Annotated in this window: 10 protein-coding genes and 1 riboswitch; of the genes, 4 read left to right on the top strand and 6 right to left on the bottom strand. The window is 72.1% G+C overall.

What is annotated here, in order from left to right; genetic code table 11:
* The first annotated feature begins 22 nt into the window (after positions 1 to 22).
* Positions 23 to 1255 carry an MFS transporter gene (locus tag Actob_RS41605; protein ID WP_284917450.1) on the top strand — a complete coding sequence of 411 codons (1233 nt, stop codon included), beginning with the start codon at positions 23 to 25 and terminating at the stop codon, positions 1253 to 1255.
* A gap of 59 nt (positions 1256 to 1314) precedes the next feature.
* Here the strand turns inward: Actob_RS41605 and groL are convergent, their stop codons facing one another.
* Positions 1315 to 2937, bottom strand: a complete 1623-nt coding sequence (gene groL, locus Actob_RS41610; protein ID WP_284917451.1) for a chaperonin GroEL — start codon at positions 2935 to 2937, stop codon at positions 1315 to 1317.
* A gap of 379 nt (positions 2938 to 3316) precedes the next feature.
* Here groL and Actob_RS41615 point away from each other — a divergent pair, with 379 nt between their 5' ends.
* On the top strand, positions 3317 to 3823 hold the full coding sequence (locus tag Actob_RS41615; RefSeq protein WP_284917452.1) for a GNAT family N-acetyltransferase: 507 nt from the start codon (positions 3317 to 3319) through the stop codon (positions 3821 to 3823).
* On the top strand, positions 3823 to 4269 hold the full coding sequence (locus tag Actob_RS41620; RefSeq protein WP_284917453.1) for a hypothetical protein: 447 nt from the start codon (positions 3823 to 3825) through the stop codon (positions 4267 to 4269). The genes Actob_RS41615 and Actob_RS41620 overlap by 1 nt, the downstream gene beginning before the upstream one ends.
* Before the next feature lie 219 nt (positions 4270 to 4488).
* On the opposite strand, the gene thrC is transcribed toward Actob_RS41620, so the two are convergent.
* The 4 genes from thrC to Actob_RS41640 all read right to left on the bottom strand — a co-directional run bounded on the left by thrC (position 4489) and on the right by Actob_RS41640 (position 11345).
* Positions 4489 to 5775: a threonine synthase gene (thrC, locus tag Actob_RS41625; RefSeq protein ID WP_284917454.1), complete on the bottom strand. Its 1287-nt coding sequence runs from the start codon at positions 5773 to 5775 to the stop codon at positions 4489 to 4491.
* Positions 5776 to 5785: 10 nt separating this feature from the next.
* Positions 5786 to 5924: riboswitch (SAM riboswitch) on the bottom strand.
* A gap of 443 nt (positions 5925 to 6367) precedes the next feature.
* Positions 6368 to 7489, bottom strand: a complete 1122-nt coding sequence (locus Actob_RS41630; RefSeq protein WP_284917455.1) for a GNAT family N-acetyltransferase — start codon at positions 7487 to 7489, stop codon at positions 6368 to 6370.
* A 242-nt stretch (positions 7490 to 7731) separates the two neighbouring features.
* Positions 7732 to 8643 carry an ABC transporter permease gene (locus tag Actob_RS41635; RefSeq protein WP_284917456.1) on the bottom strand — a complete coding sequence of 304 codons (912 nt, stop codon included), beginning with the start codon at positions 8641 to 8643 and terminating at the stop codon, positions 7732 to 7734.
* Positions 8640 to 11345, bottom strand: coding sequence for an alpha/beta fold hydrolase (locus Actob_RS41640; RefSeq protein WP_284917457.1), 2706 nt, complete (start codon positions 11343 to 11345; stop codon positions 8640 to 8642). The genes Actob_RS41635 and Actob_RS41640 overlap by 4 nt, the downstream gene beginning before the upstream one ends.
* A 116-nt stretch (positions 11346 to 11461) precedes the next feature.
* On the opposite strand from Actob_RS41640, the gene Actob_RS41645 reads away from it, so the two are divergent.
* Positions 11462 to 13672 (top strand): AAA family ATPase, encoded by a 2211-nt coding sequence (locus Actob_RS41645; protein ID WP_284917458.1) that lies wholly within the window; start codon positions 11462 to 11464, stop codon positions 13670 to 13672.
* A gap of 6 nt (positions 13673 to 13678) precedes the next feature.
* Here the strand turns inward: Actob_RS41645 and Actob_RS41650 are convergent, their stop codons facing one another.
* Positions 13679 to 14080: a DUF3263 domain-containing protein gene (locus Actob_RS41650; protein WP_284922509.1), complete on the bottom strand. Its 402-nt coding sequence runs from the start codon at positions 14078 to 14080 to the stop codon at positions 13679 to 13681.
* Positions 14081 to 14084: the final 4 nt, after the last annotated feature.

A 14084-nucleotide genomic window follows, 5' to 3' on the forward strand; every position in this document is an offset into this window, starting at 1 on the left:
ACCAACTATAGTGCGTTCCATTATGAAACTGACTACCTTCTGGCGCTGGTGGACCGCGGGGGCGACGAGTCAGCTGGGCTCGGCGGTGGGCTCGATCGCACTCCCGCTGACCGCGCTGACAGTGCTGCACGCGTCCGCCTTCCAGATGGGTCTGATCACCGCCGCGACCTACCTGGCCTACCTGCTGATCAGCCTGCCGGCCGGCGTGATCGTGAATCGCCTGCCGTTGCGCGGCGTCCAGGTCACCGCCGATCTGACCCGGGCGCTCGCGGTGGCCTCCATCCCGCTCGCCTGGTGGCGGGGCGCGCTCACGGTGCCCCAGCTGATCGTGGTCGCCCTGGTGGTCGGCTTCGCGGACGTGCTCTTCGACGTCGCCAACCAGACGTTCCTGCCGACGATCGTGCCCGCCGGCCAGTTGCAGGCGCGGAACAGCCTGAACTCCGGCACGCACGCGACCACCCAGCTCGGTGGCTCGGCACTGGGCGGGCTCGCGGTCCAGCTGCTCGGCCCGGTGCCGACGCTGTTCCTCGACGCGGTCAGCTACCTGTTCTCCGGCGCGCTGCTGGGCTCGCTTCCGGCGCGGCGCACCGAGGCCCCGGGCGGTGCTCGCACGCCGATGGCCGAGCTGATCCGCGAGGGGTGGCGCTACGTCATCCGGCACCCGATCATCGGCCCCGGCATGTGGGTGGCGACCTCGATCAACTTCGTCTGCGGCGGGCAGCTGGCGTTGTTCGCCTTCTACCTGGTCCGCGACCTGCACGCGCCGCCCGGCGTGGTCGGGGTGCTGCTGGCCGCCGAGGGGCTGGGCACCGTGGCCGGGGCGGCACTGACCACCCGCTTCACCACCCGCTTCGGGACCGCTCGCGGGCTGATCGTCGCCGGCTTCACCGGGGTGGCCGGCGCCCTGCTCATCCCGCTGGGCACCGGGACGGCCGGGTACCTGGCCTTCGCGGCCGGAAGTCTGATCTTCGCCGGCTCGGTGGTGGTGCTCAGCGTGACCACCCGGACCTACCGGATGGTGCACAGCCCGCCCGAGCTGCTCTCCCGGGTGATCGCCACGGTGAAGTTCGTGTCCTGGGGCGCGATCCCGATCGGCGGCCTGCTGGCCGGCGCGCTGGCCGGGCCGCTGGGCGCCCGGACCACCCTGCTGGTCTTCGGCGTGCTCACCCTCGGCTCGCCGCTGATCTTCTGGTTCTCCCCGGTGCGCGGCCTGCGTGACCTCACCGACGCCGGCCGGGAGAGGCAACCGGCCTGAGACACGGATCGGGCGGGCCGCTCTCGCGACCCGCCCGATCCGGTTTGTTACGGCTGGACTCAGAAGTCCATGTCGCCGCCGCCGGGGGCGCCGGCCGGGGCCGGGTTCTTCTCCGGCTTGTCGGCCACGACGGCCTCGGTGGTGAGGAACAGCGCGGCGATCGACGCGGCGTTCTGCAGCGCCGAGCGGGTCACCTTGGCCGGGTCGATGATGCCCGCGGCCAGCAGGTCGACGTACTCACCGTTCGCGGCGTTGAGGCCGTGACCGGGCTCCAGGTTGCGCACCTTCTCCACCACGACGCCGCCCTCGAGGCCGGCGTTCACGGCGATCTGACGCAGCGGGGCGTCGAGCGCGACCTTGACGATGTTGGCACCGGTGGCCTCGTCGCCGGACAGGTCCAGCTTGTCGAACGCGGTCTTGCCGGCCTGCACCAGCGCGACGCCACCACCCGGGACGATGCCCTCCTCGACGGCCGCCTTCGCGTTGCGAACGGCGTCCTCGATGCGGTGCTTGCGCTCCTTGAGCTCGACCTCGGTGGCCGCGCCGACCTTGATCACCGCAACACCGCCGGCCAGCTTGGCCAGGCGCTCCTGCAGCTTCTCACGGTCGTAGTCGGAGTCCGAGCGCTCGATCTCGGCGCGGATCTGGTTGACCCGGCCCTGGATCTGCTCGGCGTTACCGGCACCGTCGACGATGGTGGTCTCGTCCTTGGTGATGACGACCTTGCGGGCCTGGCCCAGCAGGGACAGGTCGGCGGCGTCCAGCTTGAGGCCGACCTCCTCGCTGATGACCGCGCCACCGGTGAGGATGGCGATGTCCTCCAGCATGGCCTTGCGACGGTCACCGAAGCCGGGGGCCTTGACGGCGACCGACTTGAAGGTGCCGCGGACCTTGTTGACGACCAGGGTGGCCAGGGCCTCACCCTCGACGTCCTCGGCGATGATGACCAGCGGCTTGCCGGACTGCATGACCTTCTCCAGGACCGGCAGCAGGTCCTTGACCGCGGAGATCTTGCTGTTCGCGATCAGGATGTAGGGGTCGTCGAAGACGGCCTCCATGCGCTCGGCGTCGGTCATGAAGTACGCCGAGATGTAGCCCTTGTCGAAGCGCATACCCTCGGTGAGCTCGAGCTCCAGGCCGAAGGTGTTGCTCTCCTCGACGGTGATGACGCCTTCCTTGCCGACCTTGTCCATGGCCTCGGCGATGATCTCGCCGACCGTGGTGTCACCGGCGGAGATGGACGCGGTGGAGGCGATCTGCTCCTTGGTCTCCACGTCCTTGGCGATCTGCGAGAGACCCTCGGAGACGCTGGCCACGGCCGCCTCGATGCCCCGCTTCAGGGCCATCGGGTTGGCACCGGCGGCCACGTTGCGCAGACCCTCGCGAACCAGGGCCTGGGCCAGGACGGTCGCCGTCGTCGTACCGTCACCGGCGACGTCGTCGGTCTTCTTGGCGACCTCCTTGACCAGCTCGGCGCCGATCTTCTCGTACGGGTCCTCGAGCTCGATCTCCTTGGCGATGGATACACCATCGTTGGTGATCGTGGGGGCGCCCCACTTCTTCTCGAGGACGACGTTGCGGCCCTTCGGGCCGAGGGTCACCTTGACCGCGTCGGCGAGCTGGTTCATGCCGCGCTCGAGGCCCCGACGAGCCTCCTCGTCGAATGCGATGATCTTGGCCATACGGCGTTGTCCTCCCGGACATCCGCGGTTCCGAGCCGGATGGGCCCGTCCCCGCACACTGAGGAAGTCTGTGGACGTCACCACCTGGCGATGTGACGTCCTCAGGCCGAGCCGGATAGCCCGCGACGACCGGTTTCGTGCCGCGGCGCCGATGGCGGCGACGCGACCGGAACCCCACCGTCCCGACCTGCTGGCACTCACGGGTCGCGAGTGCCAATCACTTGTTTAGCACTCTCCGGTACCGAGTGCAAGAAACCCCATCTTCCCGCGAAACCCCCGGGCCCGGCCCGGAATCCGGCTAAAGATCTTCATGTGCAGCTCAGGACGGTTTTGCGGCAAGACGGTTGCCGGTGCCCGCCGCTGCGAGTAATGAGGACGCATGGAGAACTGGACCGTGCGCCGGGTCACGCCCGGGGACGCCGGCCGGATGCGCGCCCTGCGACTCGAGATGCTCGCGGACAGCCCCCTCGCGTTCCTGGAGACCCTCGCCCAGGCCGCCGCCCGCCCGCACGAGGGCTACGCGCAGCGCCTGAGCATGTCGGCCGAGGGCCCGGAGCTGTCCCAGTTCATCGTCGACCCGGGTGACGGGCCGCTGCTGGGGCACGCCGGTGGCACCGCGATCCCGGACGAGCCGCTGGTCACGGTGGTCTTCTCGGTCTACCTGACCCCGGCGAGCCGCGGCGGCAAGCTGCTCGCCCAGCTGGTCGAGGCGGTGGCCGACTGGTCCACCGCAGCCGGGCGGCACGAGCTGATGCTCGAGGTGGTGGCGGGCAACGGGCGGGCGGTACGGGCGTACGAAAAACTGGGTTTCGAGGACACCGGGTTGCGTCTGCCGCATCCGACGGTGCCGGTCCTCACCCAGCTGCAGATGCGCCGGCGGATCTGATGTCACCCCGGCGCTGGCATGTCACCCGGACGGTGCTCACCGCCGCGAACGGGACCACCGGCGCCGGGCTGCTGCTCGCCCTCGCCACCCGCACCAGGATCCGCCGGGGCCGGGACGGCGTGCTGATCGCCGAGGGGTGGCGACTGCCGATGCCGCCGGCGTCCTGCTTCACGGTCGGCTCGGTGATCATCACCCGGCGCTCGGCGGAGTGGCTGCTGGCCGGGGAACGCGCCGCGCTGCTGGCGCACGAGAGCCGGCACGCCGGGCAGTACGCCGTGCTCGGCCCACTCTTCTGGCCGGCGTACTGGGTCGCTTGTGGCTGGTCCTACGTGGCGACCGGATCGTTCGGCGTGCGGAACTGGTTCGAACGCCATGCCGGGCTGCGCGACGGCGGTTATCCGGAAGATCTGCCGCTGCGCCCGTGGCTGCAACGGTTTCGCCGGTGAGGTTTGGTCGGGAGGACGGACGCACAACGCCTCCGGCATGAAGCCACTGGGTCAGCGTTGGGTCGTTGGGTCCCTCGGAGATTGTCGCCAAGCTCAGGTGAGGGGCCACTTACGGCGTCGCGTCCTCCCGCGACAAGCATCCTGCCGATCGGGAGATCGGCGCGCAAGTCCTCGGAGGAAGGAATATTCGACAACCGGCAGACTCGCGGTTACTTTCCGCTATCCCAGCAGGCCGGCTTCCCGCGCACCGCGCAGCGACGGCTTGATCCGGTGGGTCGGGCCGACCTCGGAGGCCACCGCGTCGAGCGTCTTCAGGCCCTCACCGGTGTTGTAGACGACGGTCTCCTTGGCCGGGTCCAGCCTGCCGCTGTCCACCAGTTTCTTGAGCACCGCGACGGTGGTGCCGCCGGCGGTCTCGGCGAAGACGCCGGTGGTCTCGGCGAGCAGCCGGATGCCGGCCCGGATCTCCTCGTCGTTCGCGTAGTCCATCCAGCCGCCGGTGCGGCGGACCGCCTCGATCGCGTACGGCCCGGCCGCCGGGTCACCGATGTTCAGCGACTTGGCGATGCCGGTGGGCTTCACCGGGGTGATCACGTCGGTGTCGTTGTGCAGCGCCACGGCGATCGGGTTGCAGCCCTGCGACTGCGCGCCGAACACGGTCCAGCCACCCTCGGGCGCCTCGGCCAGGCCGATCTCGACCAGCTCGCTGAACGCCTTGTCCACCTTGGTGAGCAGCTCGCCGGAGGCCATCGGGATGACCACCTGGGCCGGAATCCGCCAGCCGAGCTGCTCGGCGACCTCGTAACCCAGGGTCTTGGAGCCCTCGGCGTAGAACGGCCGCACGTTCACGTTCACGAACGCGGTGTCCTCGAACTCGTCGGTCTCCACCAGTTCGCTGCACAGCCGGTTGACGTCGTCGTAGGAGCCCTCGATGGCGACCAGCTCACCACCGTAGACCGCGGTGGTGACGACCTTGCCCTGCTCCAGGTCGGACGGGATGAAGACGATGCTCGGCACGCCGGCCCGGGCCGCGTGCGCGGCGACCGAGTTGGCCAGGTTGCCGGTGGAGGCGCAGGAGAACCGCTTGAAGCCCAGCTCCTTGGCCGCGGTCAGGGCCACCGAGACGACCCGGTCCTTGAACGAGTGGGTCGGGTTCTGCGAGTCGTCCTTGACCCAGAGCGGGGCGGTGATGCCCAGCCGCTCGGCCAGCGCCGGCGCGCTGACCAGGGGGGTCAGGCCGGGGTCGAGGGTCACCCGGGTGGCCGGGTCCTGGCCGGCCGGGAGCAGCGCGGCGTAGCGCCAGATGTTCTGCGGGCCCGCCTCGATCTCGGCCCGGGTCACCCGCGCGAGCGCCGCCTCGTCGTAGGCCACCTCGAGCGGGCCGAAACACTCGTAACAGGCGTGCTGCGCGGCCAGCGGGTACTCAGCGGAACACGCGCGGCAGATCAGGCCACGGGCGGGCGAGGTGGAGGTCGTGTTTCCGGGTGCGGTGACGGCAGACGTCATCGAGGCCTTCCTCTCATCTTTCCCCGGCGGCGACCTGCCGCTATGCGGGGACGGAATTAGCACCTGCCGCGCGCGGCCTCGTCCTCGAGACATACGCGGTGGTTGCCGGGGCTTCATCGGGCCGTTCCCTCTGCCCCTCTGGATGAGGTATTCAGTTGTTTCCCGAAGCTTACGACGAGATCGCGCAATCTCCACAGCGAGTTCCCGAGGTGTGAGCGACCTCCTTTGCCGCGCGCCCCTCTCATCGGCTTCGTCGGCTTCTTCGGCGCTTCGTCGGTTTCCTCATCGGCCGGGGTCGCCGTCAGACTCCTCATCCGCCTCGTCATCGGCCGGGATTGCGGACGACCTCCCCATCGACCTCGTCATCGACCTCCTCATCGGCCTCCTCATCGACCTCCTCATCGACCTCCTCATCGGCCGGGATTGTGGTCGGCTTTGAAGATCAACATCAGAATCCTGACTCGGGTCCGCGCTGATCACAGATCGTCGCTCCCGCCAGGGACCCTTCCGGGCTGAGCTGGCCGCTGCGCGTCCAGAACGCTCAGCCCGAAAGGGCGGCGTCCGTGGGTGGGGAAGACCTCGGCAGCACCAGTCAGCCGAGCGGGCCGACGCAGGAGAACTGGGTGGCGACCGGGCGGTAGCCGAGCCGGGTGTTGACCGCGAGCATCGGCAGGTTGGTCTCGTCGTTGCTGGTGAAGGCCCGGGCGACGCCGGCTGCCGCGGCGCGGGTGAGGGCGACGGTCTTGACCAGGCGGGCCAGGCCCCGGCCGCGGTGCGCCGGTGCGGTGGCGGTCATGTCCGACCAGACGCGGTCGCCGTCGCGGACCAGCAGGGAGAACGCGACGATCTCACCGGCGATCAGGGCGGCCGTGCTGATCTCGTGGTCCAGGCCCGGGTTCTGCCAGACGTCGTAGCACCACGTGGTGAAGGAGGGTGGCTGCGGCGGGACGTCGCCTGGCTCGTCGGCGGCGGCAGCGACGTCGGCGGCGTACAGGACTTCCGGGGTCGTCTCGCGGAGCGAGATCAAGCGGACGTCATCCAGCGTCGCGTCGGCTTTGCCAGGAGTCGGTCCGCGCGAGGCGTCCGGCGCCGGCGGATCGGCTCGTTCGGAAGCGGCCGCACCCGGTCCGGCGGGGGCTGCCAGATCGCCTCGCCTGGAAGCGGCCGCACCCAGTCCGACGGGCGCCGGTGGATCGACTCGTTCGGAAGCAGCCGCACCCAGTCCGGCGCGCGCTGCGAGATCGGCTCGTTCGGAAGCGGCCGCGCCCGGCCCGGCGGGCGGTGCCAGGTCGAGGACGGAGTAGCGCAGTTCGCGGAGCGGTTCGAAGCCGCGGCGCCGGGCGAACGGCAGTGCCTCCGGAGTGGCGGTCGCCGCCGCTCGACGGATCCCGGCCGCGCGCAGGTGTCCGGCTGCCGCGGCGAAGAGCGCGCTGCCGATGCCCCGCCCGCGCGCCGCCGGGTGCACCTGGAGCAGCGAGATCTGGCCGAAATCCGGTTCGGCCGTGCGCGCGTTGCGATAGGCCGAGACCCATCCGGCCACCTTGCCGTCCCGCTCGGCGACGAAGGCAGCCCAGTCCTCCCCCGGCGGCGGCTCGGCGATCATGAGCCTGGTGCGGGCCACGCCGCGCACCAGATAGGGATGGACCGTCGCGCTGAGGGCGACCACGGCAGCGGCGTCGTCCGGCTCCGCGGGTCGGATGCTGAAGTCGGCCATCAGCAGATCCTTCAAGCGCGAACCCGGCCGGTCAACGCCATTTCTGCGCGTCCCCGCCCTCGCTCCGCCCGCCCCCACGCTCTGCGCGTCCCCGCCTTCGCTCCACCCGCCCTCACCCCCGCCCTCGCTCTGCCAGACCCCGCGCTCTGCCCGTCCCCGCGCTCGAAAAGATCTTGTCGCGGGTGACAACCCCGGACGAGATCCACTCCGTCTCAGGGGCAGGACGCGCGAACACGGACGGGTCAGGAGGTGACGTCCTTGCGGGTGAAGCGATAGAAGGCGACCCCCCAGAAGACGACCGCGTAGAGGATGGCGGAGATCGCGCCCTTGGCCAGGTCCTCGGTCTGGACCGGGGTGGAGAGCAGCCCCAGCCACGCGTCGCTGTAGTGGGTGGGCAGGGCGTCGCGGATCGATCCGAGCGCGGTGATCTGGTCCAGGATGCTCGACAGGATCCAGAGCAGCACGGCACCGCCGACAGCGCCCAGCGCGGCGTCGGTCAGGACCGAGAGGAGGAAGGCGAGACCGGCCACCACCAGCAGCACCACCGCTAGGTAGGCGAGGATGCCGAGCAGCCGCAGCACGCCCTGGCCCGGCGGGATCTGAGCCGCGACGGTGCTGCCCAGCGGATGCCAGCCGTAACGCAGTGTCCCGACCAGCAGACCCGTGCCGGCCAGCAGGAACAGGGCGAGGAAGGAGTATCCCAGCGCCACGGCCAGCTTGACCGCGAGCAGCCGCGCCCGCGGGACCGGGATCGCCAACAGGTAGCGCAGGCTGCCCCAGCTCGCCTCGCTGGCCACGGTGTCCCCCGCGAACAGGGCGAAGACCACCACGAGCAGGAAGCCGGCCGAGACCGCCAGGCAGAACAGCGCGAAGTTCAGGCCGCCGGAGGTGGCCAGGTCGACGAGGCTGCTGAAGGCTCCGCCGCCGTTGCCGTTGTCGTCGTCACCGCCACCGCCGAACTCGAAGGCGGCCAGGATGATCAGCGGCAGCAGCACCATGAAGCCGAGGGCCAGCTGAGTGCGCCGGCGGGACGCCTGGCGACGGATCTCGGCGACGAGCGGCATCGTCCGCGACGGCCGATACCCCGCCGCCGCGTCGGTGCGCTTCGGCTCGGCGGGGGCTGGGCCGGCTTGGTGCGGGGCTGGCGTGCTCATCGGTCTCCACTTCCCCGGGAGTTGTCGCCCACCAGGGCCAGGAAGGCGTCCTCCAGGCGGCGGCGGGGCACCACCCGGTCGACGCCGACGCCGGCGCGGACCAGGGAGGCGACCACCTCGGCGCGTGGGGTGCCGTTCATGTCGACGATCAGGCCGGTGGCGCCGTCCGGGGTGACCGAGCGGACGCCCAGGCCGGTGAGGATCTCGGTGGCGACCGGGACGTCGGTGACGTCGATCGCCACCGACGGCGACTCACCGACGATCTCCTCGACCGGGCCCGCGGCGACGATGCGGCCCTTGTTCACCACCACGGCGTGCGTGCAGGTCTGCTCCACCTCGGCGAGCAGGTGGCTGGAGACCAGCACCGCGCGGCCGTCGGTGGCGTACCGCTGGAGCACCCGGCGCATCTCGGCGATCTGCGGCGGGTCGAGGCCGTCCGTCGGCTCGTCCAGCACCAGCAGCTCGGGCAGGCCGAGCATGGCCTGGGCGATGGCGAGCCGCTGGCGCATGCCGTGGCTGTAGTTCTTGGTCCGGCGGTGCACCGAGTCGCCCAGCCCGGCGATCTCCAGCGCCTCGTCGAAGCGGGCGTCGGCCCACGGGCGGCCGGTCGCTCGCCAGTACGCCCGCAGGTTCTCGTAACCGGACAGGTGTGGCAGGAAGCCGGGCCCCTCGACCAGCGCCCCGACCCGGGAGAGGATCTGCGCTCCGGGGACCAGCCGGTGCCCGAAGACGTGGATCTCGCCGGCCGTCGGGGTGGTCAGGCCCATCAGCACCCGCAGCGTGGTGGTCTTGCCGGCGCCGTTCGGGCCGAGCAGGCCGACGACCTGGCCGCGCTCGACGGTGAAGCCGATCTCCTCGACCGCCACGAACCCGTCCTGGTACGCCTTGCGCAGCCCGCTCACCACCAACGGCGTGTCCACCAGCTCGGCGTTCACCGTGGTGACCCGGCGACGGCGGCGCGCTCGGCGGACGAGCAGCAGGACGGCGAGGCCGAGCGCGAGCACCAGGATCAGCCCGCCCAGCGCGTACCAGTAAAGCGCCGCGGGCGACGCGATCGCCGTGCCCACCAGGGTCGGCAGCGTCAGCTGCCCGTCGATCGCCACGGTGTAGGTGGCCGGGGCGGCGGGGGTGAGGAACGCCTGGTCCGAGGTGGCCACCACGACCTGGAGCGTGTGCCCGGCCTCGAACTGCCTGACGATCGCCGGGAGGGTGACGGTCACCGGCCGCGCCTGGGCGATGTCTTTCGGCAGGCCGGTCAGCCGGACCGGGGCGACCAGGCCGGCGCTGAGCGTCGGCGCGCCGCTCTGGTCGAGGTCGTAGAGCTTGACGAAGACCACCGCCTCGCCGGTCGGTGAGGCGGCGCGCAGCCGGACGGTCGGCGCGCCGGCCACGTCGATCGAGCCGGCCAGCGGCGTGCTGGTGAAGGTGGCGTGCTGGCCCGGGACGTCGGTGGCGACGTTGCCGCTGAGCAGCGAACTGAGCCGGCCGCCGAGCCCGGGCAGCGAGGAGATCGCCGCCGGGTTGCCGTTCGGCGGGTTGGCGATCGGCTGGGCCGCGCCGCTGAGGGCGACGGTGGTGCCGCCGGTGCCGCCGAGGCCCGGGTACGCCCCGGTCGAGTACCCGTTGGTCACCAGGTCCCGGTCCATCGCGCTGAACCCGGCCACCCGCGACCAGGTGAAGTCGTCGCCGGGCGCGCTCCCCTCGCCCTTCACGTAGCGGTCGAGCCACTGCACCGTGAGGTACTCGACCCGGTCCTGATCGTTGCCGGGGCCGGCGCCGCCGTCGTGCCCGCCGGTGAACCAGGCGACCCGGACGGGCGTGCCGGTGGCGGCGATGCCCCGCGCGTTGGCGTCCGCCTCGGAGAGCGGGAAGAGCGTGTCGACAGCGCCCTGGATCAGCAGCGACGGCGCCTTGATCTGGTCCAGCACGGTGGCCGGGCTGGACTCGCGCAGCAGGGCGAGGGTGGTCGCGTCCGGCACGCCGGTGGTGGCCATCGACAGGTAGGCCCGGCAGACGTCGGCGGCGAACCGCCCGCAGGCCGGGTTGTCGCCGCCCGCGCTGGAGCCGAAGAAGGCGCCGGCCCAGCCCTTCTTGAACACCCCGGTGGCGCCGGTGGCGGCGGCCTGCGGGAGGAACGCGGCGGCCAGGTCGTGCCAGGTGATCGACGGGACGATCGCGTCGACCCGCGGGTCCCGCCCGGCCAGCAGCAGGGCGAGCGCGCCGCCGTAGGAGCCGCCGACCACGCCGACCCGGGGATCGCCGGCCGCGTCGGTGCGCACCTCGGGGCGCTCGGCCAGCCAGTCGAGCAGCCGCTGAGCGTCCTTGACCTCGTAGTCCGGGCTGTCCAGGTGGATCTCGCCGGTGCTGCGGCCGAAGCCCTGCGCGGTCCAGGTGAGCACCGCGTACCCCCGGGCGGCGAGGGACTCGGCGTCCGACCGTACCGAATCCTTGGACCCGCCGAAGCCGTGGGCGAGCAGCACCGCGGGCACCTTGCCGGAGCGCTCGCGCGGCAGCAGGAAACGCGCGTCCAGGTCGACCGGCTGGTCGCCGGCGGGGCCGGTGCGGACCGTGATCCGCAGGTCCCGGGCGGTCCAGGCGGCCCGCTCCGGCAGCACCGCCCAGATGGTCGCGGCGGCGAGCAGCACGAGCACCACCGCGGCGGTGACCGCCCGGCGCCGGGTCACCCGGGGTAACGCAGACATGGCGCCCAACCTAGCCGGGCGCTGCTGAGCAGCACCTGTGAAACCCGATCCGCCGCCGGGACGGCTAGCGTTGACGGTCTACGGTCCGTCCTGTCGATCAATCGGAGGCTTCCGCGGTGGCAGATGAGCTCACGCTGACCGTGACCCTGCGGCCGGCGGCCCTGGATGCCCGCCGCGGCATCGTCCGGCTGCACCCGGAGGTGATGGCCGCTCTCGCCCTGCGCCCGGGCGACCCGGTGCGGCTGGCCGGGACCCGGGTCACCGCCGGGATCGCCGCCAAGGCCTCGGCCGACGCCAGCCGGGCCCTGCTCTACGCCGACGACCTCACCCTGGGCAACCTCGGGATGCGCGACGGCGGGCAGGTCACCGTCGGTCCGATCCCGGTGACCGCGGCGCGCCGGGTGACATTGGCCGGGGCTCCGGAGATCGTCGCCGTGGTCTCCCCGGAGATGCTGCGGCTCGCGCTGCTCGGCAAGGTGGTCAGCGCCGGCGACGACGTGTCGCTGTTGCCGCAGGACGTGCTGCCCGAGGCCGGGAACCGGTCGCTGGTCGAGGCGGCCCGGCGCAGCCTGGCCAACCGGGTCGGTTACGCGTGGACCAGCACCCTGCTGACCGTCGTCGGGGTCGAGGACACCGACGCCGCCCTGGTCACCATGGACACCGTGGTGGCCTGGCAGGACGGGCCGGCGGCGAGCCCGGCCCGGCGGGTCACCGGCGCGACGGCCCCGGGCGAGGCGCCCGCCTCCACCGATCCCGACGTGCCGCCGCCGAGCCTCGACGACCTGCCCGGCCTGCGGTCCCAGGCCAAGGAGCTGGAGGAGTTGCTCGACCTCGGCTTCCACCACCGGGAGGTGCTCGCCAAGCTGGGCACCAGGGTCAGTCTCGGGGTGCTGGTCTCGGGACCCGCCGGGTCCGGCAAGTCCGCATTGGTGCGGGCCGTCGCGGCGACGGTCGGAGCCGAGGTACGCCAGGTCTGGGCCCCGGAGCTGGCCGCGCTCACCAACGACGCGGCCGCCCGGCGACTGCGCGCCCTCGCCGGCGAGGTGCGTGGCGGCAAGCCCGCGGTGCTGCTGATCTCGGACGTGGAGGCGCTCGCGCCCCGTGCCGAGCCGGGCCCGCTCGCGACGGTGTTCCGGCAGGTGCTCCTCGAGACGGTGGCCGCCGGTGCGGCGGTGGTCTGCACCACCAGCAAGCCGGAGGCGGTCGACCCGTCGCTGCGCTCTCCGGACCTGCTCGCCGTCCAGCTCACCGTGCCGCTGCCGGACGCCGCGATGCGCCGCGAGCAGCTGGGCGTGCTGACCAGGGGGATGCCGCTGGCCGAGGACGTACGCCTGGACGACGTGGCCGGGCGTACCCCCGGGTTCGTGGCGGCCGACCTGGGCGCGCTGGCCCGGGAGGCCGGGGTCCGGGCCGCGCTCCGGCAGAAGGTGGCGGACGCGCCGACCGTGACCATGGCCGACTTCGAGGCGGCGCTCGACGTGGTCCGGCCCACCTCGATGGCCGAGTCCACGCTGGAGGTCGCCAAGATCACCCTGGACGACGTCGGCGACCTGGCCGAGGTCAAGCAGGTGCTCACCGAGTCGGTGCTGTGGCCGCTGACCTATCCGGACACCTTCGCGCGGCTCGGCGTCTCCCCGCCCCGCGGGGTGCTGCTCTACGGGCCGCCCGGCTGCGGCAAGACGTACCTGGTCAAGGCGATCGCCGGGACCGGCAAGGCGAACGTGCTCTCGGTCAAGGGCGCCGAGCTGCTCAGCAAGTGGGTCGGCGACAGCGAGAAAGCGGTACGCGAGCTGTTCCGCCGGGCCCGGGAGGCGGCACCGACGCTGGTCTTCCTGGACGAGGTGGACGCGCTGGCGCCGGCCCGCGGCCAGGGCACCGACGGCGGCGTCACCGACCGGGTGGTCGCGGCGCTGCTCACCGAGCTGGACGGGGTCGAGGACCTGCGCAACGTCGTGGTGATCGGGGCGACCAACCGGCCCGACCTGATCGACCCGGCGCTGCTGCGGCCCGGCCGGCTGGAGCGGCTGATCTACGTGCCGCCGCCGGACGGGACGGCCCGGGCCGCGATCCTGCGGGCGTCGGCGCGGGCGGTGCCCCTGGACGAGTCGGTCGACCTGGACGCGCTCGGCGCGGAGCTGGACGGTTTCTCGGCTGCCGACTGCTCGGCGCTGATCCGGGAGGCGGCACTGGCCGCGATGCGCGACTCGCTGGAGGCGTCGACGGTCACCCCGGCGAACGTGCGCGCCGCCCGCGAACGGGTGCGCCCCTCGCTCGACGCGGCGCAGGTCGCCTGGCTGGAGGCGTACGCCGAAAAGCGTCAGGCCTGACAGCGGTCAGCGACGCCGGGTGCGGGCCCGGGCCGACCGCAGACGCCGCAGGCGGCCGATCAGGACCGGGTCCCGCTCGAGCGCTGCCGGATTGTCCAGCAGGGCGTTGAGCAGCTGGTAGTACCGGGTCGAGGAGAGGTCGAAGGTGTCCCGGATGGCCTGCTCCTTGGCCCCGGCGTGCTTCCACCACTTCGCCTCGAAGGCGAGGATCTGCTCGTCCCGCTCGGTGAGCGCGGGCGCGGCCGTGGTGGCCGGCTCCGGGGCCCGCGGGGCGGGAATGTGCTGCTGCTCCTCGACCGGCTGGTCACCGGTCGGTTCGGCGGCGGGCTGCATGGCACTCCCTGACGGCACGGATCGGCTTGCTCGGATGTCTACGCGGGGATCATCAGCATAATGGCGGCCGGCGATCCCC

It is taken from the genome of Actinoplanes oblitus (genome assembly GCF_030252345.1).
GTDB classification, from domain to species: domain Bacteria; phylum Actinomycetota; class Actinomycetes; order Mycobacteriales; family Micromonosporaceae; genus Actinoplanes; species Actinoplanes oblitus.